The organism is Marinobacter santoriniensis NKSG1, from assembly GCF_000347775.1.
Taxonomy (GTDB): Bacteria; Pseudomonadota; Gammaproteobacteria; order Pseudomonadales; family Oleiphilaceae; genus Marinobacter; species Marinobacter santoriniensis.
Genome location: NZ_APAT01000021.1, coordinates 1 through 23,687, shown reverse-complemented (window position 1 = coordinate 23,687; position 23,687 = coordinate 1). Strand labels below are relative to the sequence as shown.

General features: G+C 59.5%; 26 protein-coding genes. 12 read left to right on the top strand and 14 right to left on the bottom strand.

The window, feature by feature from the left end; all coding sequences use genetic code 11:
* Window positions 1-3: 3 nt before the first annotated feature.
* The 5 genes from MSNKSG1_RS13495 to pilG form a co-directional block, all read right to left on the bottom strand.
* A complete protein-coding gene (locus MSNKSG1_RS13495) occupies window positions 4-903 on the bottom strand; it encodes a CheR family methyltransferase (RefSeq protein ID WP_008939839.1) in 900 nt (299 codons plus the stop codon).
* A 27-nt stretch (window positions 904-930) separates the two neighbouring features.
* Window positions 931-3,006: a methyl-accepting chemotaxis protein gene (locus tag MSNKSG1_RS13490; RefSeq protein WP_008939838.1), complete on the bottom strand. Its 2,076-nt coding sequence runs from the start codon at window positions 3,004-3,006 to the stop codon at window positions 931-933.
* 90 nt (window positions 3,007-3,096) lie between these two features.
* Window positions 3,097-3,642, bottom strand: coding sequence for a chemotaxis protein CheW (locus MSNKSG1_RS13485; RefSeq protein WP_008939837.1), 546 nt, complete (start codon window positions 3,640-3,642; stop codon window positions 3,097-3,099).
* A gap of 20 nt (window positions 3,643-3,662) precedes the next feature.
* The gene (pilH, locus tag MSNKSG1_RS13480) at window positions 3,663-4,025 is read right to left on the bottom strand and encodes a twitching motility response regulator PilH (RefSeq protein WP_008939836.1); all 363 of its coding nucleotides are present in this window, start codon (window positions 4,023-4,025) and stop codon (window positions 3,663-3,665) included.
* Between the two features lie 32 nt (window positions 4,026-4,057).
* On the bottom strand, window positions 4,058-4,450 hold the full coding sequence (gene pilG / locus MSNKSG1_RS13475) for a twitching motility response regulator PilG (RefSeq protein WP_008175635.1): 393 nt from the start codon (window positions 4,448-4,450) through the stop codon (window positions 4,058-4,060).
* A gap of 297 nt (window positions 4,451-4,747) precedes the next feature.
* On the opposite strand from pilG, the gene gshB reads away from it, so the two are divergent.
* The 8 genes from gshB to MSNKSG1_RS13435 all read left to right on the top strand — a co-directional run bounded on the left by gshB (window position 4,748) and on the right by MSNKSG1_RS13435 (window position 11,728).
* Window positions 4,748-5,701 carry a glutathione synthase gene (gshB, locus tag MSNKSG1_RS13470; RefSeq protein ID WP_008939835.1) on the top strand — a complete coding sequence of 318 codons (954 nt, stop codon included), beginning with the start codon at window positions 4,748-4,750 and terminating at the stop codon, window positions 5,699-5,701.
* Between the two features lie 43 nt (window positions 5,702-5,744).
* A complete protein-coding gene (locus MSNKSG1_RS13465) occupies window positions 5,745-6,605 on the top strand; it encodes an energy transducer TonB (RefSeq protein ID WP_008939834.1) in 861 nt (286 codons plus the stop codon).
* Complete coding sequence (locus MSNKSG1_RS13460) at window positions 6,602-7,168, top strand: YqgE/AlgH family protein (RefSeq protein WP_008939833.1); 567 nt, start codon at window positions 6,602-6,604, stop codon at window positions 7,166-7,168. The genes MSNKSG1_RS13465 and MSNKSG1_RS13460 overlap by 4 nt, the downstream gene beginning before the upstream one ends.
* The gene (gene ruvX, locus MSNKSG1_RS13455) at window positions 7,161-7,607 is read left to right on the top strand and encodes a Holliday junction resolvase RuvX (RefSeq protein WP_008939832.1); all 447 of its coding nucleotides are present in this window, start codon (window positions 7,161-7,163) and stop codon (window positions 7,605-7,607) included. The genes MSNKSG1_RS13460 and ruvX overlap by 8 nt, the downstream gene beginning before the upstream one ends.
* Window positions 7,608-7,636: 29 nt before the next feature.
* A complete protein-coding gene (gene pyrR / locus MSNKSG1_RS13450; RefSeq protein WP_008939831.1) occupies window positions 7,637-8,146 on the top strand; it encodes a bifunctional pyr operon transcriptional regulator/uracil phosphoribosyltransferase PyrR in 510 nt (169 codons plus the stop codon).
* 39 nt (window positions 8,147-8,185) lie between these two features.
* The gene (locus tag MSNKSG1_RS13445; protein WP_008939830.1) at window positions 8,186-9,199 is read left to right on the top strand and encodes an aspartate carbamoyltransferase catalytic subunit; all 1,014 of its coding nucleotides are present in this window, start codon (window positions 8,186-8,188) and stop codon (window positions 9,197-9,199) included.
* Window positions 9,196-10,503, top strand: a complete 1,308-nt coding sequence (locus MSNKSG1_RS13440; protein WP_008939829.1) for a dihydroorotase — start codon at window positions 9,196-9,198, stop codon at window positions 10,501-10,503. Before MSNKSG1_RS13445 ends, MSNKSG1_RS13440 begins: the two co-directional genes overlap by 4 nt.
* 202 nt (window positions 10,504-10,705) lie before the next feature.
* Entirely contained in the window at window positions 10,706-11,728 is a 1,023-nt protein-coding gene (locus tag MSNKSG1_RS13435; RefSeq protein WP_008939828.1) for a putative solute-binding protein, read from the top strand.
* 33 nt (window positions 11,729-11,761) lie between these two features.
* Here MSNKSG1_RS13435 and MSNKSG1_RS13430 read toward each other — a convergent pair whose 3' ends face one another.
* Window positions 11,762-12,034 (bottom strand): HU family DNA-binding protein, encoded by a 273-nt coding sequence (locus MSNKSG1_RS13430; RefSeq protein WP_008939827.1) that lies wholly within the window; start codon window positions 12,032-12,034, stop codon window positions 11,762-11,764.
* Window positions 12,035-12,261: 227 nt separating this feature from the next.
* On the opposite strand from MSNKSG1_RS13430, the gene MSNKSG1_RS13425 reads away from it, so the two are divergent.
* Together MSNKSG1_RS13425 and MSNKSG1_RS13420 are read left to right on the top strand one after the other, a co-directional pair.
* Window positions 12,262-13,326: a hypothetical protein gene (locus MSNKSG1_RS13425; RefSeq protein ID WP_008939826.1), complete on the top strand. Its 1,065-nt coding sequence runs from the start codon at window positions 12,262-12,264 to the stop codon at window positions 13,324-13,326.
* A 27-nt stretch (window positions 13,327-13,353) separates the two neighbouring features.
* The gene (locus MSNKSG1_RS13420; RefSeq protein WP_008939825.1) at window positions 13,354-15,417 is read left to right on the top strand and encodes a TRAP transporter large permease subunit; all 2,064 of its coding nucleotides are present in this window, start codon (window positions 13,354-13,356) and stop codon (window positions 15,415-15,417) included.
* On the opposite strand, the gene MSNKSG1_RS13415 is transcribed toward MSNKSG1_RS13420, so the two are convergent.
* On the bottom strand, window positions 15,408-16,121 hold the full coding sequence (locus MSNKSG1_RS13415; protein ID WP_008939824.1) for a winged helix-turn-helix transcriptional regulator: 714 nt from the start codon (window positions 16,119-16,121) through the stop codon (window positions 15,408-15,410). The genes MSNKSG1_RS13420 and MSNKSG1_RS13415 overlap by 10 nt on opposite strands.
* Before the next feature lie 123 nt (window positions 16,122-16,244).
* Here MSNKSG1_RS13415 and MSNKSG1_RS13410 point away from each other — a divergent pair, with 123 nt between their 5' ends.
* Entirely contained in the window at window positions 16,245-16,607 is a 363-nt protein-coding gene (locus tag MSNKSG1_RS13410) for a group I truncated hemoglobin (RefSeq protein ID WP_008939823.1), read from the top strand.
* Window positions 16,608-16,647: 40 nt separating this feature from the next.
* Here the strand turns inward: MSNKSG1_RS13410 and MSNKSG1_RS13405 are convergent, their stop codons facing one another.
* The 7 genes from MSNKSG1_RS13405 to mutM form a co-directional block, all read right to left on the bottom strand.
* Entirely contained in the window at window positions 16,648-16,917 is a 270-nt protein-coding gene (locus tag MSNKSG1_RS13405; protein WP_227498030.1) for a hypothetical protein, read from the bottom strand.
* Between the two features lie 170 nt (window positions 16,918-17,087).
* Window positions 17,088-18,623: a phosphoenolpyruvate carboxykinase gene (locus MSNKSG1_RS13400; RefSeq protein ID WP_008939821.1), complete on the bottom strand. Its 1,536-nt coding sequence runs from the start codon at window positions 18,621-18,623 to the stop codon at window positions 17,088-17,090.
* Window positions 18,624-18,798: 175 nt separating this feature from the next.
* The gene (gene hslO, locus MSNKSG1_RS13395; protein ID WP_008939820.1) at window positions 18,799-19,653 is read right to left on the bottom strand and encodes an Hsp33 family molecular chaperone HslO; all 855 of its coding nucleotides are present in this window, start codon (window positions 19,651-19,653) and stop codon (window positions 18,799-18,801) included.
* A gap of 65 nt (window positions 19,654-19,718) precedes the next feature.
* Window positions 19,719-20,126: a ribosome-associated heat shock protein Hsp15 gene (gene hslR / locus MSNKSG1_RS13390; protein ID WP_008939819.1), complete on the bottom strand. Its 408-nt coding sequence runs from the start codon at window positions 20,124-20,126 to the stop codon at window positions 19,719-19,721.
* A gap of 41 nt (window positions 20,127-20,167) precedes the next feature.
* On the bottom strand, window positions 20,168-20,857 hold the full coding sequence (yrfG, locus tag MSNKSG1_RS13385; RefSeq protein WP_008939818.1) for a GMP/IMP nucleotidase: 690 nt from the start codon (window positions 20,855-20,857) through the stop codon (window positions 20,168-20,170).
* Window positions 20,858-20,939: 82 nt separating this feature from the next.
* Window positions 20,940-21,272 carry a hypothetical protein gene (locus tag MSNKSG1_RS13380; RefSeq protein ID WP_008939817.1) on the bottom strand — a complete coding sequence of 111 codons (333 nt, stop codon included), beginning with the start codon at window positions 21,270-21,272 and terminating at the stop codon, window positions 20,940-20,942.
* A 179-nt stretch (window positions 21,273-21,451) separates the two neighbouring features.
* Window positions 21,452-22,264 carry a bifunctional DNA-formamidopyrimidine glycosylase/DNA-(apurinic or apyrimidinic site) lyase gene (gene mutM, locus MSNKSG1_RS13375; RefSeq protein WP_008939816.1) on the bottom strand — a complete coding sequence of 271 codons (813 nt, stop codon included), beginning with the start codon at window positions 22,262-22,264 and terminating at the stop codon, window positions 21,452-21,454.
* Between the two features lie 213 nt (window positions 22,265-22,477).
* Between mutM and MSNKSG1_RS13370 the strand changes: the two genes are divergently transcribed.
* Window positions 22,478-23,656 carry a DesA family fatty acid desaturase gene (locus MSNKSG1_RS13370; RefSeq protein ID WP_008939815.1) on the top strand — a complete coding sequence of 393 codons (1,179 nt, stop codon included), beginning with the start codon at window positions 22,478-22,480 and terminating at the stop codon, window positions 23,654-23,656.
* Window positions 23,657-23,687: the final 31 nt, after the last annotated feature.

Sequence of the window (23,687 nt, the reverse complement as noted above, 5' to 3'; positions counted from 1 at the left end):
CGGTTATTCTTCGTCGGTCTGGCGTTTGATCCACGCCAGAACATGTTCCGAGGGTACCCGCTGGAGGCCGGGTGGTTGCCAGTCGGTCAACTCACCCTGGCCCAGCACCAGTAATCCCCCGGGCGCCAGCCGCTCTGCCAGTCGTTTGACGATTTCCCGCCGGCGCCAGCGGCGGAAATAGATCAGCAGATTCTGGCAAAAGATAATATTCATTCCGTGCATCGGAGCGCCGGCCAGGTCCAGCACGTTGAGCCTGGTAAAGCACACCCGATCCCGAAGGTTGTCCACAATCTCGACGGTGTTCCGCTCCGAGGGGCGAAAATACCGTTCTTTCAAGTCTTCGTTCATGCCCAGCAGCTTTCGGGCATTGAACTGTCCGCGACGCGCCTTGTCGATCGCGGGCTTACTGATATCCGAGCCGGTGACTCCGAACAGGGGCGGCAGTTCAAGCTGACTCATGCAGTCGTTCAGGACCATGGCCAGCGTGTAGGGCTCCTCGCCAGTGGAGCAGCCAACGCTCCAGGCTTCCAGGGGCCGTTTTCTGAGCTGCTCCCTTGGCCGTGTTATCACGTAATCCGACACCAGTCGGAAGGCGTCGGGATCGCGAAAGAACCGGGTTTCCTGGACGGTCAGCCGATCAACCAGTGTCGACCATTCGACAACAGCATCCGGCCCGGAAACGATCTTTTCGTAATAGGCCTGGTAGCTGCTGCATCCGATCTCCCTCATCCGGATACCGAGGTTGGTTTCCAGGAATGATCGGCGTTCCGAGGACAGCGTGATACCCGTGCGATGTTCCAGCAGGGTCTGCCACTGGTTGAACTGCGCCTCGTCCATATCGGGGAGTCGGCGCAGTGACCAGAGACCTTCGGTCGGTGACAGGCTGTTATGCGTATTCGCCATAAACCGTCAACTGCCCGGGGCCGCGACTCAGCCCACCACCGGAACGTCGCTGTCTTCTTCCTGTTCTTCGTCGACCACGTCCTCTTCCGGCAGGGTGAAGCCGGCAACGGACGAACGGAGCTCGGAGGCCATTTCCGCCAGGTTACCGATAGACTTCGCGGTTGCGTTGGTACCGGACGAGGTCTGGGAGGTGATTTCCTGGATAACGTTCATCGTGTTGGAAATGTGGGCCGCGGAAGACGACTGCTGACGTGCGGCGTTGGAGATGTTCTGGATCAGTTCCGCCAGAGACATGGATACGTTCTCGATTTCCTCGAGCGCGATACCCGCGTCCTGGGCCAGACGGGCACCACGGACCACCTCGGCGGTGGTGTGTTCCATCGAGATAACCGCCTCGTTGGTATCCGACTGGATCGTTTTAACCAGGGCTTCGATCTGCTTGGTTGCCGCAGAGGAGCGTTCCGCCAGTCGCTGAACTTCGTCCGCAACCACCGCGAAGCCCCGGCCCGCATCACCGGCCATGGAGGCCTGAATCGCCGCGTTCAGAGACAGGATGTTGGTCTGGTCGGCGATGTCGTTGATCAGAGATACGATGTCACCGATTTCCTGGGAAGATTCACCCAGACGCTTGATCCGTTTGGACGTTTCCTGGATCTGTTCACGGATGTTGTCCATGCCGCGGATGGTGTTCTGTACCACTTCCGCGCCTTTCTTCGCGATCGCAACCGACCGCTCCGCAACCGCGGAGGATTCAGCAGCGTTCGAGGATACCTGGTCGATGGACACGGCCATCTCGTTCACGGCGGCGGAGGCGCCGGCAATTTCCTGGGCCTGGTGCTCGGAAGCATCCGCCAGGTGCATGGCTGTGGCCTGGGTTTCCTGGGCCGCTGACGCTACCCGCACGGCGGTACCACGAATCGCCTGTACCAGCCCGCGCATCTGGTCGATCGCGTAGTTGATGGAGTCGGCGATGGCACCGGTGAAGTCCTCGGTTACCGTTGCCTCGGTCGTCAGGTCACCGTCCGCGAGGTCGGCCAGTTCGTCCAGCAGTCGCAGGATCGCGTTCTGGTTCTGCTCGTTCTGTTCCTGGGTGGTTGCCAGGCGCGCCTGGGCTTCGCGATAGAGGGCGAGACCGATGAACACAACAATCGCGACCATGGCGGCCAGAATGACAAAGGCCAGGGTCGGGCTGATCAGACGGGAGCCGGACTGGTTCCGGAACTGGTCCGCCAGGGTGGAGAGTTCAGACAGCAGGAGCTCGGAGTTGTCGAAGATGCCACTGGCGGCCGTGCGTACCTTGAAGAGGTCGGGAGAAGCTTCAAGGATGGCGTCTACGTTCTGGGAGACGAACTGGAAAAGTTCCTGTACCGCCTCGAGACCGTAGATGGCGTCTTCGTCGGTTACCTTGGAGATCCCCATGGCTTCATTGCCATTGAGCTGGCCATCCAGTACCCGGCCAAACAGGTTGGCGTCGCGTCCGAAACGGTCGGCGGCGATGACCGCGTCTTCGTCGCCGGACAGAACGTTGTTGACCGAGCGCACGATACGTTCAGCGAGCAGCGACTGGCGCTGTGCCAGGGCAACCTGCTCCGCCGGCGCGTTGTTGTCGAGCAGGATCTGTACGATATCGTCGTACTCGACCTGGAGCTGCGGGATGTTTTCGTTCAGCGTCTGGGCCACTTCATGCAGGCCGAGTACGGCTTCCTGGGTTGAAAGCACCTTGTCCGCGTTTTCACGGACGGCGTCCCAGGTTTTCTGAACGCCACTCTGTTGAGCCAGGTCGCTGGGAGGCAGGCCGGATTCGGGGTTGCCCTCGGTGACGTAGGTCCAGAGTTTCTGGAACTGATCACGGGAGCTGCGCAGCTGGTCGAATGCTGATGCGGTACCACCCGCGGCCTCGGTCGCGTTTTTCGCGATGGCCTGGGAAAGTACCCGCAGTTCCGCGGTGTGGGCGATGTATCGCTGGTCGTTCTGGCTGTCGCGATTGATGATGAACAGCACTACAACGAGCAGGACGGTAAGTGCGATCAGTGCGGCGATCAGGCCGGCAATCAGCTTGTTGCCTCCCTGTCCCAGACTGAGTCTTCCGGCTCTGTTTTTCATGTTCTGGCTCCCGGCCTTTTCAAAAATTGGCAAGTTTGTTTTTGCGGGCTTCAGACGGTCAGGGTGATGTTCCTGCCAGTGTCACCACCCTTACCACTGTGCGACGTCCAGAAAGCGTTCGTCGGCCACAAGATCTGCGGCCGAAAATACCTTCCAGACTTCTTCATTGCGTTCGTAGCCGCCGTTCACGAACGGACGAACGCTGTCCGGGACGCCCTCGGGGGCATCCCGGAAACTGTCGGATGCGAAATATTGCATCCCCAATACGCTGTCGACCACCAGTCCGCTGAATACGTCACCCTGCTCAACCACCAGCACACGACGCTCCCGCTGACTGCGGGATGATCGGGGGATGTCGAAAAATCCGGCAAGGTCGACCAGAGGGAGCAGGCGACCGCGCACATTGGCGGCCCCCAGCAGAAATGGACGAACACCCGGAATGTGGGTGAAGCGGGGAACGTGGAGGATTTCGGTGACTTCACCCATGGGAGCCACGTAACGTTCACCCGACAGGATAAAACCGATACCGTTCCATAGCGCAACGGCCTCCTGCTGTTCAGGCAGGCCGGCGGCCATGCTCCGGCTGCGCTGGGCGATATCCGTCAGAACGGCGAAAGGGGCGGCCTGGGCGGACATGCGTACTCCAAGGTTGGGGATCAGGCGATCAGGCTGTTGATGGTCTTGATCAGATCGTCTTCGTTAACCGGCTTGACCAGGTAACCCTTGGCGCCCTGACGGGTTCCCCATACACGGTCGGTTTCCTGGTCCTTGGTGGTCACGATGACGACGGGGATCGAAGCGGTTTCCGGTGCCCGGGTCAGTTGGCGGGTCGCCTGGAAGCCGTTCAGGCCAGGCATGACCACGTCCATGAGTACCAGGTCCGGCGTTTCAGCGCGGGCCTTGGCGACACCATCTGCACCGTTGTCGGCGGTCAGCACTTCGTGTTGGTGCTTTTCCAGAATGGTGGAGATTTTCTTAACCTCGGTAGGGGAATCATCAACAATCAGAATGCGGGCCATGTTTTCCTCGATGGTTCTTGGTCTCAGCAGGTTTACTGTTCCGCCTGGGGGACATACTGGCGGATAGTGTTGAGCAGCTCATCCTTGCTGAAGGGTTTGGTCAGGTACTGGTCCGAGCCGACGATGCGGCCTTTCGCCTTGTCGAACAGACCATCCTTGCTGGAGAGCATAATAACCGGCGTCTTTTTGAAAGAGGAATTGTTCTTGATAAGTGCGCAGGTCTGGTAGCCGTCCAGGCGGGGCATCATGATATCGACAAAAATGATGTCCGGCTGGGAATCGGCAATTTTGGCCAGAGCGTCAAAGCCGTCGGTGGCTGTGATGACTTCACAACCCACTTTCTTGAGGAGTGTTTCTGCGGTGCGACGGATGGTTTTGCTGTCGTCGATCACCATGATCTTCAGATTCTCGAAGTTGTCATCCATTGTCCAACTGCCTTGCGCTCAGCGACTGTCTTGTTTTCGAACAGGGGTTTGTATCACAAACCTACAGGTTCTTCTATAAACCCCGATCAGTTATAGAATATCAATGGCGATATAAAAAGTATTTGTTTGTGACCAAATGTACTTGTGCCTGCAGCGTCACGTATTTGCCTGAGGATATCTCCGGATGCATTCGTGGCTCGGGTACAATACCATCTGTCGTCTCAGCATAGCACTTTCCGCCCGGTCCGCTCTGTTGACCGGTTCGTGTTTTCAACGTCCAGGAGCTGAACAGACACTATGACAGTCCGAGTCGGGATCGTGATGGATCCCATTGAAGATATCCATTTCAAGAAAGACAGTTCACTGGCCATGTTGCTGGCGGCCCAGAAGCGCGGCTGGGAACTGGAGTACATGGAGCTGCCGGACATGTATCTGGACGGCGGCCGGGCAATGGCCCATACCCGGGATCTGACGGTCCACATGGACCCGGAGAACTGGTTCAGTTTCGGGGGCAGCCAGGAGCGGGCGCTCGGCGATCTCGATGTGATCCTGATGCGCAAGGATCCGCCGGTTGATCGAGAGTTCCTGATGGCGACCTACATTCTGGAAGCGGCGGAACAGCAGGGTGCTCTGGTGGTGAATCCAGCGGCGACACTCCGGGACTGCAATGAAAAGCTGTTCGCAGCCCAGTTTGAGGACCTGACGCCGCCGCTGCTGGTCAGCCGCTCCGCTCAACGGTTCCGTGACTTTTACGCCGAGCATGGTGACATTATCATGAAGCCGGTGGACGGCATGGGCGGCCACTCGATCTTCCGGGTGAGGGAAAACGACTTCAACCTCGGTGTCATCATTGAAACCCTGACCAACTATGGCACTCATCAGGCCATGGCCCAGAAGTACATTCCCGAAATCACCGACGGTGACAAGCGCATTCTGCTGATCGAAGGCGAGCCGGTGCCCTACGCTCTTGCCCGTATTCCTTCGCAGGGAGAGAATCGCGGTAACCTGGCAGCGGGTGGTCGTGGTGAAGGTCGGGAGCTGACCGCCCGGGACCGGGAAATCTGTGCCCGTGTGGCGCCGGTGATCAAGGCCAAGGGGCTGATGTTTGTGGGCCTGGATGTCATCGGTGATTATCTGACTGAAATCAACGTCACCAGCCCCACCTGTATCCGTGAACTGGATACGGCGTTCGGCATTGATATCGCGGGCCTGTTGATGGACGCAATTGAAAAGCGCCTCAAGCAGGCGTAACCGACGGAATGAGGCAAATGCAGGGCCAACGACAGGATCAGGAATGGCAGTTCAGGTAAGCGATTTTGACCGGTTTTCCTTCACCCTGTTCATGGCGTTGGCCGTGCACGCCGTTATTGTGCTGGGTATTACCTTTGCGCCGGAGCCGCCCAGCAAGTCCGCGCAGACCATGGAAATCACCCTGTCCCAGTTCGATGACGAGAAGGCGCCGGACAAGGCGGATTTCCTGGCCCAGACCAACCAGAAGGGCAGCGGGACGGAAGACAAGCCCCAGGAAATGACCACGCCTCAACCGGCAGAAGTCAGTCAACCGGAACCGGCTCAGGTCCAGCCCGAACCGCCGGCGCAGACCGAACCGGTAAAACGCCAGCAGCAGCGTGTGGTGCAGACCACTGGCCAGTCCGATCGCAAGGTGGCGCCCCCGGATCAGACATCAAAGCCGGAGGATCTGCCGGTCAAGAAAAAGAAAAGCCTGATGGAGCGGAGCCTGGAGATTGCCTCTCTGGAGGCGCGGTTTGATGCGCAGCAGCGGGCGTATGCGAGAAAGCCGAGGGTGATGCGGGTGACAGCGGCTTCGACGCTCAAGTCCACTAACGCCTGGTACGTACAGAACTGGATCAGCAAGGTGACGCGGGTTGGCAACATCAATTACCCGACGGAAGCCCGGCAGGCCGGTATCTACGGTACCCTCCGAATGCTGGTTTCTCTCAAGAAAGATGGCACAATCAAGGAAGTGGCCATCCTCCAGTCGTCCGGCAGTCGAGTGCTGGATGACGCCGCCATCCGGATCGTCCGCATGGCGGCTCCGTTCGCGCCGTTCCCCGAGGATATGGCCGATGACGTGGATGAGCTGGAAATCATTCGAACCTGGTCCTTCCAGAAACGGGGGCTGACATCCGGATGACGGCAACCAAGGAATCTCCCAACAGCCTGCGGCACCATTTTCTGGTGGCATCGCCATGGCTGGCCGACCCCCGCTTCCACGGCGGGGTTATATACCTTTGTGAACACTCCGATGACGGGGCCCTTGGCCTGATGATCAACCAGCCCCTCGAGATCACTCTGGGTGAAATCCTGGAGCAGCTGGATATGGACGGGAGCGAGCTCGATCTGCCGGTTTTCAATGGTGGTCCTGTGGAGCAGGAGCGAGGGTTCGTGCTCCATCCTCCAGGTTCGAGCTGGCAGAACACCGCCAGTGTGAATGAGGACGTGTTCCTGACGACCTCCCGCGACATTCTCTCTGATATCGGACGTGGTACCGGGCCAGAGGAATTTCTGGTCGTGCTCGGGTATTCCGGCTGGGGTGAGGGGCAGCTTGAAGAGGAGCTGGGCAGCAATGCCTGGCTGACGTGCCCGGCAAACACCGAGATTCTTTTTCGCACTCCGGCGGAAGAGCGTTACAAGGCCGTCCTGAAGCTTCTGGGGATCGATCTCAATCAGCTCACGGAGTCGGTGGGGCATGCCTGACCGCGGGCAGCGTCGGGTTCTGGCCTTTGATTACGGTACCCGCCGGATTGGCGTCGCTGCGGGCCAGGAAATGCTGGGTCGTGGTGAACCAGTGGCGATGATCCCCGCCCGTGATGGTATTCCTGACTGGACCGTTGTCGAAAGGCTCCTGCAGGAATGGCAGCCGGATCTGGTTCTGGTGGGGCTGCCCCTGAACATGGATGACTCCGAGAATGAGATGTGCGCCCGGGCCCGCAAATTCGGCAAACGGATTCATGGTCGCTTCCATTTCCCGGTCGAGATGGTGGATGAGCGCCTGACCAGTTTCGAGGCCAAGGGTGAGGTTCTGGCGGCCGGAGGCAGTCGGGACTTTGGGCGGCATGGCGTTGATGACCGCGCGGCGGTATTGATTCTGGAAACCTGGTTCCGGGAACAGGATAATGGCGCCGCTCAAACCTGAAACCGGCCATAGCACACTGCGAGGGCGTAATGACCGCACAGCTTGATATTAACCAGTTGCTGGACCAGCTGGAAAACGGACTCCGCCGGATGATCGAGGATCGACAGGTGACAGACCCGGTCGTAATCGGGATCCGCACAGGCGGTGTCTGGCTTGCTGATGTGCTCGCCAAGCGCCTTGGCATCGAGGGGCCGATCGGCGAACTGGACATTTCGTTCTATCGGGACGACTTCAGCCGGATCGGTCTGAATCCCCGGGTAAAACCTTCCAGCCTTCCCTTCGATACCGAGAGCCGGGACATCCTGCTGATTGACGACGTTATCATGAGTGGTCGTACCATCCGGGCCGCCATGAATGAAATTTTCGACTATGGCCGGCCCGCCAGCATCATACTGGCCACCCTGATCGACCTTGGTGCCCGGGAGTTGCCAATTCAGCCCGATGTCACCGGTCGCACGCTGGAACTGGATGCCAATCAGCGGGTGAAATTGCGGGGCCCCGATCCCCTGCGCATCGAGCTCCAGGAAACCGGACACTGACCCTCGACTTCGAACCGTAACACAGCATACAGGCGACCCATGACCGCAAACGACCGCTCCCCGAACCACTTGCAGCTGACCCGGGATGGTCAGTTGCGGCACTTCCTGACTCTGGACGGCCTGGACCGTTCACTGCTGACGGACATTCTCGATACTGCCGATTCCTTCATCGAGGTTGGCGAACGCACCATCAAGAAAGTCCCGTTGCTGCGGGGCCGAACCGTGGTCAATCTGTTCTTCGAATCCAGTACCCGTACCCGCAGCACGTTCGAGCTGGCGGCGAAGCGGCTGTCGGCCGACGTGCTGAACCTGGATATCAGTACCTCCGCCACGTCCAAGGGTGAATCGCTGTCCGATACCCTGCTGAATCTCGAAGCAATGGCCAGCGACATGTTTGTGGTGCGCCATTCTCAGAGCGGTGCGCCGCACTTTATCGCCGAGAGTGTGACGCCCGGTGTCGCCATCATTAACGCCGGCGACGGTCGCCACGCCCATCCGACCCAGGCCATGCTGGACATGCTCACCATTCGCCAGCACAAGGGCACTTTCGAGGGACTGCGGGTGGCCATTGTCGGGGACGTTCTCCATTCGAGGGTCGCGCGGTCACAGATTCGCGCCCTGAACGAACTGGGCGCAGCGGAAGTCCGTGTGATTGCTCCGGGTACGCTCCTGCCCAAGGATGTGGAGAGCCTCGGCTGCACGGTGGAGTACGACATGGTTCGGGGCATGAAGGATCTGGATGTGGTGATCATGTTGCGGTTGCAGAAGGAGCGGATGGAAGGGGCCCTGTTGCCCAGCGAACGCGAATTCTACCGACTGTACGGCCTCAACCGTGAAAAGCTGGCGCTGGCCCACCCGGAGTGCATCGTGATGCACCCTGGGCCGATCAACCGGGGTGTGGAGATCGAATCGGCGGTGGCCGACGGACCACAGTCGGTCATTCTCAATCAGGTCACCAATGGCATTGCGGTGCGGATGGCGGTCATGTCCATGGCGATGGGAGGTCAGGTGTCGGACAGGCAGATGCAACAGAGTGAGAGGGCGCAGGCATGAACAACTCCGTCAATGCTTCCACCGGCAGTATTCTGGTGACCGGTGGGCGTCTGGTGGATGGCCAGGGCCGGGACAGTATCAACGATGGACTGTTGATCCGCGACGGCCGGATTGCAGCACTGGGCGCCAAGGCCCGGGACGTTCAGGCGGACGAAGTGATCCAGGCCGATGGCTGGGTTCTGGCACCGGGTCTGGTGGATTTGTGCTGCAACCTGCGGGAACCGGGAAACGGGCAGAAAGGCAACATTGCGTCCGAAAGCCGGGCAGCCGCCCACGGCGGCTTTACCACCGTGTGTGCGTCTCCGGAAACATCGCCGGTCAACGACTCCGGCGCCGTCACCCACCTGATCCGAGACGGGGCGGCCAGTCGGGCCGTGGTGCGGGTGTTGCCCATCGGCGCCATTACCCGTGGCCTTGAAGGCGACTTGCTCAGCGATATGGCGGGGCTTAAGAACGCCGGTTGTATTGCGGTGGGTAATGGCTCCCGCGGTGTCCGTAACGCCCGGATTCTCCGCCGTTGCATGGCCTATGCCCAGACCTTCGGATTGACGGTGATGTTCAATCCGGAGAATCAGTCGCTGGCTGCAGACGGCTATGCCCACGACGGTCTGGTCACCTCGCGACTCGGACTTCTGGGCATACCGGAAGTTGCCGAAACCGCGGCCGTTATGGAGTTGCTGCTCCTGGCCGAGGAAACCGGCGTTCGATTGCACCTGAGCCAGCTCTCCTGCGCGCGCAGTGTCGAGATGCTGGCCGAAGCCCGGCAGCGGGGTATCCAGGTGACGGCCGATGTGGCCATGCATCAGCTGGTGTTTACCGAGGAAGCGCTGGCGGGCTTTGATGGTCGTTTCCATGTCCGTCCTCCCCTGCGTTCAGAAGCCGACCGGCTGGCTCTGATCGGGGGCGTGCGAAACGGTACGATCGATGCGATTGTAAGCCAGCATCAGCCGCATGATTCGGCCGCGAAACAGGCGCCCCTGGCCGCGACCGAGCCGGGGTTGTCCAGTATCGAAAGTGTGCTGTCTCTGGGGCTGGAACTGGTGAATCGGGATGAGCTGACGCTGCCGGAACTGATCCGCGCACTGACTTCGGGCCCGGCCTCTGTGATTGATCGAAGCGCGGCTATTGCCGAAGGCGAACTGGCGGATCTCTGTCTGTTCGATCCCTCCGCGACCTGGCAGGCCGACGAGCGCACGCTGGTGTCCGCTGGACGCCATGTGCCGGTTGAAAACCGGAATCTGCCGGGTGTCGTTCGGCTGACCCTGGTGGAGGGCCGGAAAGCCTGGGAGTCGCTGCCCGTCTGATAGCAGAAATGCGGCAGGGGTGGTACCGCCTCTGTCGACACCATCACAGTTTGTTCCCGTTTTGCCGAAAAGACCTTGATGGCAGGCACTGGTGCCAACGTATCCTTATGGCCGTCGACCTAAGGTCGGACAAGGAAAGCGTGGCCGTGCCGGAACATCAGGAGGTTCCGGGGCCCGAGAATAATAATTCAGGAGTCATCCCGTGAAATCTGCAAAACGCTTGCAATGGAGGGCTGTCGCGGCCCTTCTGCTCAGCAGTCTCTTTCTTCCCTCTCTGGCCCAGGCTCAGGGCAAGGTTCTGGAACGCAGTTTCTGTGTCTTTGACCCGGTCGGTGCCAACGGCCCGCTGTTTGCGATCACCAAGACGTTCCAGCCAGTCGCGCTGAAACACGGCATCAAACTGGATCTAAGTGCCTACACCGATGAAAAGGTGGCGGCCGAGGACTTCAAGGCCGGCCAGTGTGACGCTGTACTGTTAACCGGAACCCGGGCCCGTGAATTCAACAAATTCACCGGAAGCCTCGAGGCCATGGGTGCTGTGCCCGGAGAGCAGGAGATGCGACTGCTCTATAACACCCTCAGCCAACCCAAGGCCCGCCCCTTCCTGGTGGACGGTCCCTACGAGGTCGCTGGCTTGTTCCCGGCGGGTGCCATCTATCTCTACACCCGTGATCGATCCATCGACACCGTGGAAAAATTGCAGGGCAAACGGATCGCGACGCTGGACTACGATACGGCATCGGTTCGCATGGTTCGCCATGTAGGCGCCTCCGTGGTCGGCTCCAACTCCGCCAATTTTGCCGGCAAGTTCAACAATGGCAGCGTCGATCTCGCCTACGCACCGGCCGTCGCCTACGAACCGCTGGAGCTGTACAAGGGCGTGACGCCCAACGGCGGTATCTTCAAGTACGCACTGGCCTACATGAATTTCCAGGTGATTATTCACCGGGACCGCTTCCCGGATGATGCCGGCCAGATGGTTCGTGACGAGTCGATCAAACGTCTGGATCAGGCTTACGGCATCATCAGCAAAGCCGAGGCCGACATCCCGAAGGACGTCTGGATGAACCTGCCCCAGGAAGACATCTCGGAATACAACAAAATGCTGCGGCAGGTACGCCTGTCGCTGCTGGATGACGGCGTGTATGACCCGCGGGCGATCAAGCTGATGAAGGCAATTCGGTGCCGGGTGGACGGCAGCCGGGCGGAGTGTGCCTCGTCGTGACAGGAGGGCCCGTCTCAGGACGGGCCCGGCCGGTCAGCCGATGGCATCCTTGAGAGCTTTGCCGGGTTTGAACCCGACGGTTTTGCTGGCAGGGATCTGAATCGCTGCGCCAGTTTGTGGATTGCGGCCACTGCGAGCCTCTCGGGAACGGATGTTGAACGTGCCAAATCCTATCAGGGTTATGTCCTCACCCCGGGCGGCCGCAGCCGACACCTGATCGGTAAAGGCTGTGATGACTTCACTGGCCTTGTCCCGGCTCAGGCCGGTCTGGTCTGCAATGGCAGCGGCGAGTTCAGGTTTGCGCATCGAATACTCCTTTTATTGTCGTTGTCGCCCCTTTTCTATAGCGGTTTGGCCGGGAATGTGCAAACCCCGGACGCGATGCCGCAGCCGGTTGTTATCGCCATTTGAGGGGCTGGTCGCATAAACGGGCGTCGTTGTTGGGCATAATGCGCCGGTTACAGTTTGTTACAGGATGCGCGGGCGCCTGAGCCACGAAGACATCAGAACAAGAAGAGAAAGGTACAGGAATCATGATCCCAAACCGGTTTTCCTTCCGTCCTTCCCGGACGACGCACGCCAGCACCTTACGGCTTTTGTGTGCGGTGATCGGCGGGCTGCTACTGAGTGGATGCGGCGTCGTCAATCACATGGTCTACAAGACCACCGGCGACGTGATGCAGGGGTTTTCACGGAATCACACGGTGCCCTACCTGATGCAATCCGATGATGTCGCCATGGGGTGCTCCATGAGCAAGGCAACGGCCCCCCTTCTGATGTCGTTCGGGCGAGTGACCACGGAACCGGATCAGTTGGCGGTTACTCTGTATCTGTCGGCCGGCGGATGCGCCGAGGAGCAGGCCCGTGAGTATGGACTGGAGAGCCTGGCGGCGATGAATGCCATGAATGCGGGTGAGGCGGAAGATGCCATGATCCGCGAAAAGCGGGCCTATGCGGTGGCGGCGCAGCGCTATTTCAGTGCCTGGAAACACCACAAGGCGTATTACGGCGATGTCGGCTCCGGAGAATGTCCGGATTTCGATGATGATATGGACGAATTCATCTACATGGCGGGCCTGCTCTCCGGGCTGCAAGCCCTGAACGCCCAGATCCAGTCCACGTCCTCGATTGGCGTGCCGACCAACATCGGTTCGATTGTGGCCCGTGCCACCGGCTGTCTGAGCAATGAGAAATGGTGGGGGGCGCCGATGGCGCTGAGAGCCACCGTCTGGGCCATGATTCCCGGCTCCAAACCTCAGGGTGAAGACGCATTCGAGCGGCTTGCCATTGCCGACAAGCAGGGCGAAGAGGCCGGCGTTCGGTTGCCCCATGTGTTTCACGCCATTGCTGCGCTGAACAAGGGGGATATGGCCATGGTCAAGGACGTGATTCGTGAGCATGCCAAATCCCTGGACGAAGACGAACCCAACCCGGACTGGCGTTTCGTGGATGCCATGGCAAACAACATGATTGTCGCGATCTCCGATCAGCTCTGGATGGAAAACACCGGGCACCGGACGCCGCTCGGTCAACTGGGCTCTTTCTGGGACGACCAGAAGGAAGACGTGGAAACCATGAGTCTGGACGATCTGCTGTAGATGAACACCACCTCGGGAGACGCATTGATGCAGGGGGCGGGGTTTCGCCGAACGGGCATGGAATGGTTTTCCTCCCTGCCGGCCTGCCTGCTATTGCTGGCGGTGGTGCTGTTCTCCACCAGCAGCGATATCCATAACCGGATGCTCCAGGCCGGGGAGGCCATCTGGAGCGGATACTACAAGCTTCGTATGGATCCGGTCGCACCCACCTGCGATCCGGCCCGGAACATTGATGCGGCGGTTGCCGCTGAAATGGCCAAAGCGCCAGCCGATGACGATCCCATGGCCGCGCTGCTTGGTGCTGAAAAGAAGGACCCGGCTGAGGTCCGCACCGCCATCGAACGCTCGGTCGCCAATTGCCAGCAAGCCCACCAGACCTATGAGCTTCTGAAAGACCAGCTGACGCCGGCGGTTCGGGCCTACCGCGCCGTGGAACTGTTCGTGGCCGATGCCATTGCGTTTGGCCTGTCCTCCCAGCGGTATATTCTGGTGATCCTGGTGATGCTCTGTGCGGTCACGGCCACTCTGACCCGCCACCACATTGCCATGCGCGCCATGGAAACCCGGCTGGATTACACGGTTTCCTACACCATTCAGACCATTGCCAACGCCATGCTGCTGGGGTCCAGTGCGATTTTCCGGCAATCCAGCCTGGGTGCAGAAACCTCGGTTTCGAGCGCTGAGCTTCTGCTGCATGACCTGTGGATCGTGGGTTTTGCCTGCCTCACCCTGGCCAGTCTGTACCGCCTGATTCGGGTGCCCGAGTTTCTCAAGGAGGGCGGTACCCTGAACAAGGCCTTCCTGGCGGTCCCGTTATATTCCGGCATGTGCCTCATCTCTGGCACCTATTTCGCCCTGATCGGCCATGCGTCGGGCATCGGCATTTACCTGGGCAAGATGATGGAGCTGGCGGACATGTTCCTGAACGTCGGCCTGTACGTCTGGGTCGGGATGATGTTGAAGCAGACCCGCCTCGCCACCCTTGTGTTCAATGTGTTCCGGCCCTGGCGTCTGCCGCCGGAAATGCTGGCGGTGGTTGCCGTTCTGGTGGCGGCCGTTCCGACGGCCTATACCGGTGCTTCGGGGATTTTCGTAATCGCCGCCGGCGCCGTGATCTACAGCGAGCTGCGGGCGGCCGGTGCCCGTCGTCAACTGGCGCTGGCTGCGACCGCGATGTCCGGGTCCCTTGGAGTGGTGCTCCGTCCCTGTCTGCTGGTGGTTGTGATTGCCTACCTCAATCGCGAGGTCACCACCGACGAACTGTTTGGCTGGGGCATCTGGGTCTTCGTGCTGACATCGAGTCTGTTCATCCTGGTGGCGATGACGGTGAACCGCCGCAGCCAGTTCGATCTGGCGCCGGCGGCGGAGGCTTTCCCGGCGATGCTGCAGGCTGTTCGGCCCCTGATCCCCTACGTGCTGGTGATTGCCGGGGTGGTGTTGTTCTATCGCATCGCACTCGACGTCAAAATGGATGAATTTTCGGCGCCCCGCCTGCTGCCGGTGATCCTGCTGGCGATCCTGGTCTATGAACACGTCAGTCTGAAAAAAGATCGTAGCCGAGTGTCCGGCGAACTCCACCATCAGGGGCTTGAGCGAAGTGTGCGTGGCGCGACCAATGACACCACTGCCGAGATCGGAGCACTCCTGCTGCTGCTTGGCCTGTCGGTCAGCATTGGCGGTGTGATCGAGCGATCACACATCATGCAGAGTGTTCCCCAGGCCTTCGACAGTCCCTGGTCGGCGATGCTTTTGATGGTGGCGATCCTGGTGGTGCTCGGCATGATCATGGATGCCTTTGGCGCGGTCATTCTGGTAACTGCGACGGTTGCCAATATCGCCTACTCCAGCGGTATCGATCCGATCCATTTCTGGATGGTGACGCTGGTGGCGTTCGAACTCGGTTATCTCAGTCCGCCGGTGGCGCTGAACCATCTGTTGGCCCGACAAGTGGTTGGCGAGGCGGAGATACTGGCCGCGCAACAGGAGACCGGTACCTTCTACCAGCGCCATGAGCGCATCATCATGCCCCTGATTGCGATGGGTCTGTCCCTGCTGGTCGTAGCGTTTGTACCGCTGATCTTTTACGCCTGATCAGTTGATTTCCAGACCACCTCGGGCGCCGGTCTGGTTCCAAGCTTTGACAGTGGGCTGGCGGTGAGCCAGTCCTGAAGCCTGCGGGCGAGCTCGGGATTTCCCAGAACCCTGATTTCCCCTGATCGTATGGCCTCGTTGAGCGTCTGTTCACAGATCCAGACCCGGGTCATGGCCCTCAGGGAGCTGCGCACAACAAGGTCGACCTCGTAGCCCGGATCGTGCAGGCAAAGGTCGATGTCGCCTTCCCGAGCGACCAGCCACCAATCCCGGGCGCCTTTCGGAGCATCCGGGTATTCAAACTCCACCACGACTTGCCGATTTCGGAAAACGTCAGGGTTAATGCTCCGGCGCATGTCCCACATGAGCAGCCCCGCATCCAGATCACCCTCGCTGAGATCAGATCTGGCCCACCGGTGCCCCCATGCGCCCAGCAGTTCCACGATCGGCCGAAGCTCCCGGCCGGCCTCGCTGAGTTCATAAACGGAATGCCCCTGCGCAACACTGGTTTGGATCACGCCTGCCCGCTCAAGGGTCTTCAGTCTTCGTGAGAGCATGGTGGGTGAGATCAACGGCAAGCCCCGCTGGAGTTCCGAAAACCGAGTGCTCCCTGCGATCAGCTCCCGGACGACGAGCAGTGTCCATCGTTCGCACAGAAGCTGGGTGGATTGGGCAAGGGGACAGAATTGGCCATAGCCGAGCATTGCAGATCCTCCCTGTCTGGCGGAGTCGGAGGACAGGAAAGACTACAGATTGTGTAGTAGTCCTATCTATTAACAATGCTAGTATTTGATGGGTCGAAGCGCAAAACGCGCAAGGAGGGCATCATGACGGAATCATTATTCAATCGACTCGGGGGTGTGGAGGGCATCACGCAGATTGCCAATGATGTGGTTGATAACCATGCCGCAAACAAGCTGATCGGCGTCCGGTTTGCCGACGTTGATCTGCCAAAGGTCAAGCATGCGGCGGCCACTTTTTTTGTGACCGCAACGGGAGGCTCATCCGATGCCTATCAGGGCAAGGATATGGTGTCAGCTCACCGTGGCATGAATATCTCTCCGGCGGAGTTCATGGCCGTTCTGGACGATGCGCTGCTCGCACTGGACAAGAATGACGTTGGTCAGAGGGAGCAGGAGGAAGTCTTGTATGCGCTATATGGGCTGAGATCCCAGATTGTGGGCGTGTGACTCGGTGGCGCCCTGTGTTGTCGCAGGGCGCTTGTATGCCCTAACGGTTTCCCCATATTTTGGATACAGCCACATCCGACCCCAGTGTGCCGACGATCAGGGACACTCCACCAATACCAAGGAAAACCACCACCGGAATCAGTGCCCCTGATTGGCCGGTATAGATCAGAGCGGCGAGCGACAGCATGGAGAGCACCAGGAAGAGTGCCCCGACTGCTTTCAGAATGGTGCGGTGGGAGGGTTTGTAGCTGGGCCCAATCTCCCCGGATTCCAGAGGCCGGAGTATCGGTGCGAAGAGTTTTCTGAGCATTTGCTTCATCTGTGTGTCGTTCCGGAGGACTGAGAGTCTGATTGTCGCCTTTCTCGCGATAAGTGCAAAGCCGAATGAATGCGAGTTGGTGGCGGGCTTCACAGGGTGTGGCGAAGCACCCATAAAAAAAGCGCCGTGCGTGAGCAGGGCGCCTTTTTTCGACCTGAAACTTACTTCAGCTTCGGTCCAGCCTCAACGATGGCGTCAGGCACGTCGAACTTCTTGAAGTTCTCCACGAACTGACTGATCAGTTCCTGGGCCTTGCCGTCATAGTAGTCAGCGCTCACCCAGGTTTGACGAGGATTGAGCAGTTGGGTATCGACGCCCGGAACGTGTTTGGGGATATCCAGGTTCAGGGTATCCAGATGCTCGGTTTCAGCATCGTCCAGGTCGCCATTCTGGATCGCGGCAATAATGGCGCGCGTTGTTGGAATGCTGAAACGTGTGCCTTCGCCGTAGGGACCGCCGGTCCACCCGGTATTCACCAGGAAGACCTTGCTGCCGAACTCAGCCATGCGCTTCATCAGAAGCTCGGCGTAAACACCGGCCGGCCGCGGGAAGAACGGTGCCCCGAAGCAGGTGGAGAAGGTGGATTTCAGTTTCGAGGAGGAGCCCATTTCGGTGGAACCAACCAGCGCGGTGTAACCGCTCAGGAAGTGATAGGCCGCCGCTTCCGGGTTCAGGATGGACACGGGGGGCAGGACGCCGGTCATGTCGCAGGTCAGGAAGACGATGTGGGAGGGCTCGCCCGCCCGGTTCTCAATCACGCGCTTCTCGACGTGCTCGAGCGGATAGGCACAACGGGAGTTTTCGGTCAGGGAGACGTCCGTGTAGTCCGGCACTCGGGTGTCTTCGTCAATGACCACGTTCTCGACGATAGCGCCGAACCGGATGGCGTCCCAGATAATGGGCTCGTTCTTGCGGCTCAGGTCGATGCACTTGGCATAGCAGCCGCCTTCGATGTTGAAGACGGTGCCCGGGCCCCAGCCGTGCTCGTCGTCACCGATGAGGAATCGGTGCGGATCGGCAGACAGGGTGGTCTTACCGGTGCCGGACAGGCCAAAGAACAGGCAGGTCTCGCCGGTCTCACTGACGTTGGCCGAGCAGTGCATCGGCAGAACGTCTTTCTCGGGCAGCAGGAAATTCTGTACCGAGAACATGGCTTTCTTCATCTCTCCGGCGTAGTGCATGCCTGCGATCAGAACCTTGCGCTTGGCAAAGTTGATGATGACACAGCCGTCGGAGTTGGTGCCGTCACGCGCCGGGTCGCACTCGAAGTTGGCGGCGTTGAGAATCTGCCATTCCTGTTTGTCCGCCGCGTTGTAGGTGTCCGGACGAATGAACAGGTTCTGGCCAAACAGGTTTTGCCAGGCGGTTTCTGTGGTCATCTTCACGGGCAGGTAATGCTCCGGGTCGGAACCGACGTGCACGTGAGCGACGAACTGGTCCTTCTCGGCAATGTAGGCTTCTACCCGGTCCCAGAGGGCGTCGAACTTGTCGGCGTCGAATGGGCGGTTGATCGGACCCCAGTGGATATCGTCGGAGGTGCTGGGCTCCTCGACAATGAAACGGTCCATGGGGGACCGACCTGTACGATCACCGGTCTTCACCACCAGTGAACCGTTGCTGGCCAGCTGGCCTTCGTTACGTGCCAGTGCCAGCTCGACCAGTCGTGCTGTACTCAGATCATTATAAGTGTTGCTCACTTCGACCTCGCCCTCGGGATGTCTTCGTGATTGCCCAGGCCGTCCCCCCTTGAAATTGACGGAAAACTGAGCAATCGGGTCAATTCAGGCGCGCTATTATGCCAGAGACGCCGATAAAAAACGACTGCCCTGAAAGCCGCGCCAGGCGTGGGTTTCAGGCATGTTTTGTGAGTGTTCAGTGTAGCGTATGGCCGGTGAAAAGGTGATCAATGTCATTTCTATCGAAGCGATAGTGAGCATGACAGAACTGACAGTCCATCTCGATGGAACCCTGTTCCTCCAGGATGCTGTAGCACTCGTCTTTGCCGATCGCTTCCAGCGCCTTTTCGGTGCGCTCGCGGGAACAGCTGCAACGGAACGCGACCGGTTCGCTGTCAAACAGGCGAACGGTTTCCTCGTTGAACAGCCGGTACAGCAGCGTGGTGCTGTCCAGTTCCAGTAATTCGCCGGCTTCCACGGTGCGGGCGAGGTGGTTGACGCGCTCCCAGAGGTCGTCGTCTTCCTCGGTGTGCCCCGGAAGGCGCTGCAGCATAAGGCCGGCGGCGCAGTTGTCGTCGGCAAACAGGAACAGGCTGGTGGCAATTTGCTCGGACCGGTCGAAGTAGTCTTCCAGGCAGCCAGCGAGGCTGCTCTCTTCCCGGGGGACCACGCCCTGATAGCGCTGCCCCTTGTCCGGTGTGATGGTGATGGCCATCCGGCCTTCGCCCAGCAGAGCCTCAAACGATTCTTCCGCCATGGAGTGTTCGTCGAAGCGGGCCAATCCGCGGATATAACGGTCATGGCTGCATTCGGCCATCAGGGTGCGAACCGGGCCTTCGCCCTGTGCCTGCAGGGAGAGCGTTCCTTCGAACTTCAGTGAGGAGCTCATCAGCACGCTGGCCACCAGGGACTCCCCGAGCAACTGGCGAACCGAGTCGGGGTAAGGGGCCTGACTGCCGATCTCCCGGTAGCTCTCGCCGAGCTGGACCCAGGCACCCCGCACCTGGCTATGCTCGAATATAAATCGTTGAAACTGGTCGCGGGATGCCATGATCTGTCTCCTGGAATTTGACTGCTGGAATCGGGATAACGGGTGTGTGATGCGGCCGCGCAGGCTCAGATGCCCTGTTGCTCGCGGAAACGCCGGATGTCACGGCGGTCTTTCTTGTTAGGGCGTCGGGCGGGTGGCAGCTGGGCTGCCTGCATGGTCTTGCGCTGCCAGGCAAGGTCCTCACGACGTTTTACGCTGTCCTCGGTTTCGTGGTAAAGCGTCTGGGCTTCCGGAGCGCCGCGGCGGCGGTCGCTGATGCCGTCAATAATCACCACCTTTTCCTGCCAGCCCAAGCGCAGGGTCAGTTTGGCGCCGGTTTCCACAAGTTTGCCCGGCTTGGTGCGCTGGCTGTTGTAGTGCACCTTTCCGCCTTCGATCGCTTCCTTCGCCAGGGAGCGGGTTTTGTAGAACCGGGCGGCCCAGAGCCACTTGTCCAACCTTACCTTCTGTTCGTCAGCGTTGTTCGCCGTCATGTCTCCTCACCTGATGAGCGTATGGTCAGATTATAACCGGCTCAACGACCGGATGGCAGGGGGGATCGCTGCCGGAGTGAGGGCAGCACTTCGTCAAAGTGATGGATCCCGGGAATGTCCGGGTGCCCTTCGCGGGCCGGCTGTTGGCTATCAGGGGACAGTATGGCCAGACACTGACCAATGCCGGCGTCGAGTGCGCTTTCCAGTACCGGGAAGCTGTCATCCACCATCAGGGTCCGGGGCGCCTCATAGGGCGTTCTTGACTGGAGATCCTGCCAGAACACCGGATCCTCCTTGGGGCGTCCCAGCTCATGACTGGAGACGATGGCGTCGACATGACGGTCCAGTCCGGTGCGCTGGATTTTCAGCGCCAATGGGTCGGGATGGCAGTTGGTCACGATGACTGAACGCAATCCGGCGGTCCGGAGGGCATCGAGAAAGGTTGTCACATGAGGGCGATACCCGATACGGTCGCCCACTTCGGCTTTCAGGGCGGTGATATCCACCGACAGCTTCTCGCTCCAGTAATCTGTGCAATACCAGTTGAGCGAGCCGCGCTCGGCCATGATCATCGGGATGAGGGAATCCCTCGCATCCCCGGGATTCAGATCGAAGTGCTCGGCGTACCGTTTGGGCAAATGCTCGAGCCAGAAATGATTGTCGAAGTGCAGATCGAGGAGGGTTCCATCCATATCCAGGAACACCGTCTCAACCAGGGACCAGTTCACCATACCAAAACAGCCTGAAGAAATTTTCTTCAGGCTGCCCAAGATGGCTTGCAGAGGCAAGCCGGAATAGTACGGATTTCGCGGATCAGTTGTCCGTCTGTTTGACCGTATCTTCTTTGCGTCCTGTCCGGGTGCAGCCCAGACAGCGAACGAACGTCGCTTTTGCCGGCCCGACCACCAGGACTTCGCCGGCTTCACCGGCGTTACCGCCCAATGCCGAGAAGGGCAGGGACACCAGGTATACCGCACTTCCGATGATGGTGGTGGCCAACAGTGCGGGACGGACGAACAGGGCGTCTCCGGTCATGGCCAGTGCGGACGGCGTCTCGTCGACGGCCTGAGCGTAACCCATGGAAGAAAAGCCCATCAGGCAGGCTGCCACTGTGGCCATGAATGTGCGGTAAATCTTGCGGGTCATTGTACTGTCTCCTGAACTTGTCGGCCCTGTTTGCTTCGATCTGGCAATATCGATCAGCGGGCCCGCCACTTAAAGCACACCCCTATTCTAGACCGAAAGCATTAATCCTCTGTTAACTATGAATCATATTTGCGCATTTTCAAACGATTTTTCGTTGCAAAGTGTGCATTGTGTGAGGTCTAGCGCTGGCACTTCGGGCAATAGACCGTTGAACGGTTATTCATCCGGATCTCCTTGAGCGGTGAACCGCAGTGCTTGCAGGACTCGCCGCCACGCCCATAAACAAGCAGGGACTGGGCGAAGTAGCCCGGTTTGCCGTCGCTGTTCACGAAGTCCCTCAGGGTGGTGCCCCCCATCAGAATGGCGGCGCTGAGGGTTTCACGTACCGCCTCCGCCAGTCGGTGGTAGCGGTCCAGACTGATCCGGCCTGCCTTGCGTCGGGGATGGATGCCGGCCTTGAACAGCGCCTCATTGGCGTAAATGTTGCCGACGCCCACCACCACTCGATTATCCATCAGGAACGATTTCACCGGTGTCTGCTTCCCGCGCGACAGACGGAAGAGCAGTGGGCCGTTGAAGTCTCCGGACAGCGGTTCGGGCCCCAGATGGGCAATCAGTGGATGGGTGAGGGGAGCGTCGGTCCACAGCCAGCAGCCGAACCGGCGTGGATCGTTGAAGCGAAGGGTGATGCCGGAATCGAGGACAAGGTCAATGTGATCGTGGGTGAGCGGGGGGGTATTGTCCGTAATCACCCGGAGGCTCCCGGACATCCCGAGGTGAACGATGACGGTGCCCCGGTCGAACACCAGGAACATGTATTTCGCACGCCGGTCCACCGCGCGGATGGTCTGTCCTTCAAGGCGTGCCGCGAGATCGTCTGGCACCGGCCAGCGGAGTTTCGGATTCCTTACGGTCACCCGGGTAACCGTTCGGCCCTCGCAGTGCGGCGCAATACCCTGGCGGGTGGTTTCAACTTCGGGTAATTCGGGCACGTAGGATCTCCGGTCGGGCCTGGTAAGGTCGTTACTTTTTGAGGCCAATAAGTGTAATCAGTAACAAAATAACGGCCAAATGCAGTTGTTGCGGCGAACAGCTGTACGCTAAAGTGTCACTATTGGTTTGTTCCCTTCGAGTGTTTGCGAATCCCCCGGACTCATCGCCCGCCGAACGGCTTCAGGCCGCAGATTTGAATTTGAGGAAAATTTATGTGGTTCAACGGTCTCCTTGACCTGTCGGTGCCCCAGCTGATTCTGGTCACCCTGGCGCTCACCCATGTCACGATCGTCAGCGTGACGCTCTATCTCCACAGGCATTCGGCCCACAACTCCCTGGACCTGCACCCGGCCCTCGCGCACTTCTTCCGGTTCTGGCTCTGGTTGACCACGGCCCAGAACACCAAGGAGTGGACGGCCATCCATCGCAAGCACCATGCGAAATGTGAAACCGAAGAAGACCCGCACAGCCCTGTGGTGCTCGGCGTCCGTAAAGTATTGCTGGAAGGGGCAGAGCTGTATGCACAGTCTGCTACGCCGGAAACCCTGCAGCGTTATGGTCAGCGGACTCCCGAGGACTGGATCGAGAGAAACGTCTATACCCCGCACAAGACCCTTGGGATTACCTTGCTGGCGGTGATCAACCTGTTGTTGTTCGGTGTTCACGGCATCTGGATCTGGGCGGTGCAGATGATGTGGATCCCGGTCTGGGCAGCCGGTGTGGTGAACGGCATCGGTCACTATTTTGGCTACCGGAACTTCGAGTGTGCGGATAACGCCCGCAATATTTCCCCGATCGGTATCCTGATTGGTGGCGAAGAGCTGCACAACAATCATCACACCTATCCGAATTCCTCGAAACTGTCCCGTCGCTGGTATGAAGTGGATATCGGCTGGGGCTACATCCGCCTCTTCCAGCTGTTGCGCCTGGCCAAACCCAAGGGCTATCGGCCCATTGCCCACTATGTGCCGGGCAAGCAGGAAGTGGACGTGGAAACGGTACAGGCGATTGCCAATAACCGCTTTGACATCATGCGGCAGTATCGCAAGCGCGTCATGGAGCCGGTATTGCGCCAGCAGAAGTCTCTGATGGATGACGAGATCCGTCCCCGGTATCGCAAGCTCAAGCAGCTTTTGTCCCGGGAAATTACGCTGATCAAACCGCGTGAGAAAGAGCATCTGGAGACGGTGCTGGAGCGCAACGCCATCCTCCGTCAGATCTACGAGAAGAGCCATGAGCTTCAGGCGCTCTGGCGCCAGCGTGGTCTGAAGCCGCAGGACAAGCTGCAAGCACTGATGGACTGGTGCAAGGAAGCGGAAGCCAGCGGTATTCGCTACCTGGAGGAATTCGCCGCCCACCTGAGGGCCTATTCCCTGCGTCCGGCTGCCTGACGTACGAGTCTCTGAAAAACCCCGCTACGGC

Excerpts from the sequence above, each read along its gene's own strand:
- MSNKSG1_RS13495 (WP_008939839.1), bottom strand. The coding sequence starts at position 903 with ATGGCGAATACGCATAACAGCCTGTCACCGACCGAAGGTCTCTGGTCA.
- MSNKSG1_RS13490 (WP_008939838.1), bottom strand. The coding sequence starts at position 3,006 with ATGAAAAACAGAGCCGGAAGACTCAGTCTGGGACAGGGAGGCAACAAG.
- MSNKSG1_RS13485 (WP_008939837.1), bottom strand. The coding sequence starts at position 3,642 with ATGTCCGCCCAGGCCGCCCCTTTCGCCGTTCTGACGGATATCGCCCAG.
- pilH (WP_008939836.1), bottom strand. The coding sequence starts at position 4,025 with ATGGCCCGCATTCTGATTGTTGATGATTCCCCTACCGAGGTTAAGAAA.
- pilG (WP_008175635.1), bottom strand. The coding sequence starts at position 4,450 with ATGGATGACAACTTCGAGAATCTGAAGATCATGGTGATCGACGACAGC.
- gshB (WP_008939835.1), top strand. The coding sequence starts at position 4,748 with ATGACAGTCCGAGTCGGGATCGTGATGGATCCCATTGAAGATATCCAT.
- MSNKSG1_RS13465 (WP_008939834.1), top strand. The coding sequence starts at position 5,745 with ATGGCAGTTCAGGTAAGCGATTTTGACCGGTTTTCCTTCACCCTGTTC.
- MSNKSG1_RS13460 (WP_008939833.1), top strand. The coding sequence starts at position 6,602 with ATGACGGCAACCAAGGAATCTCCCAACAGCCTGCGGCACCATTTTCTG.
- ruvX (WP_008939832.1), top strand. The coding sequence starts at position 7,161 with ATGCCTGACCGCGGGCAGCGTCGGGTTCTGGCCTTTGATTACGGTACC.
- pyrR (WP_008939831.1), top strand. The coding sequence starts at position 7,637 with ATGACCGCACAGCTTGATATTAACCAGTTGCTGGACCAGCTGGAAAAC.
- MSNKSG1_RS13445 (WP_008939830.1), top strand. The coding sequence starts at position 8,186 with ATGACCGCAAACGACCGCTCCCCGAACCACTTGCAGCTGACCCGGGAT.
- MSNKSG1_RS13440 (WP_008939829.1), top strand. The coding sequence starts at position 9,196 with ATGAACAACTCCGTCAATGCTTCCACCGGCAGTATTCTGGTGACCGGT.
- MSNKSG1_RS13430 (WP_008939827.1), bottom strand. The coding sequence starts at position 12,034 with ATGCGCAAACCTGAACTCGCCGCTGCCATTGCAGACCAGACCGGCCTG.
- MSNKSG1_RS13425 (WP_008939826.1), top strand. The coding sequence starts at position 12,262 with ATGATCCCAAACCGGTTTTCCTTCCGTCCTTCCCGGACGACGCACGCC.
- MSNKSG1_RS13420 (WP_008939825.1), top strand. The coding sequence starts at position 13,354 with ATGCAGGGGGCGGGGTTTCGCCGAACGGGCATGGAATGGTTTTCCTCC.
- MSNKSG1_RS13415 (WP_008939824.1), bottom strand. The coding sequence starts at position 16,121 with ATGCTCGGCTATGGCCAATTCTGTCCCCTTGCCCAATCCACCCAGCTT.
- MSNKSG1_RS13410 (WP_008939823.1), top strand. The coding sequence starts at position 16,245 with ATGACGGAATCATTATTCAATCGACTCGGGGGTGTGGAGGGCATCACG.
- MSNKSG1_RS13405 (WP_227498030.1), bottom strand. The coding sequence starts at position 16,917 with ATGCTCAGAAAACTCTTCGCACCGATACTCCGGCCTCTGGAATCCGGG.
- hslO (WP_008939820.1), bottom strand. The coding sequence starts at position 19,653 with ATGGCATCCCGCGACCAGTTTCAACGATTTATATTCGAGCATAGCCAG.
- hslR (WP_008939819.1), bottom strand. The coding sequence starts at position 20,126 with ATGACGGCGAACAACGCTGACGAACAGAAGGTAAGGTTGGACAAGTGG.
- yrfG (WP_008939818.1), bottom strand. The coding sequence starts at position 20,857 with ATGGTGAACTGGTCCCTGGTTGAGACGGTGTTCCTGGATATGGATGGA.
- MSNKSG1_RS13380 (WP_008939817.1), bottom strand. The coding sequence starts at position 21,272 with ATGACCCGCAAGATTTACCGCACATTCATGGCCACAGTGGCAGCCTGC.
- MSNKSG1_RS13370 (WP_008939815.1), top strand. The coding sequence starts at position 22,478 with ATGTGGTTCAACGGTCTCCTTGACCTGTCGGTGCCCCAGCTGATTCTG.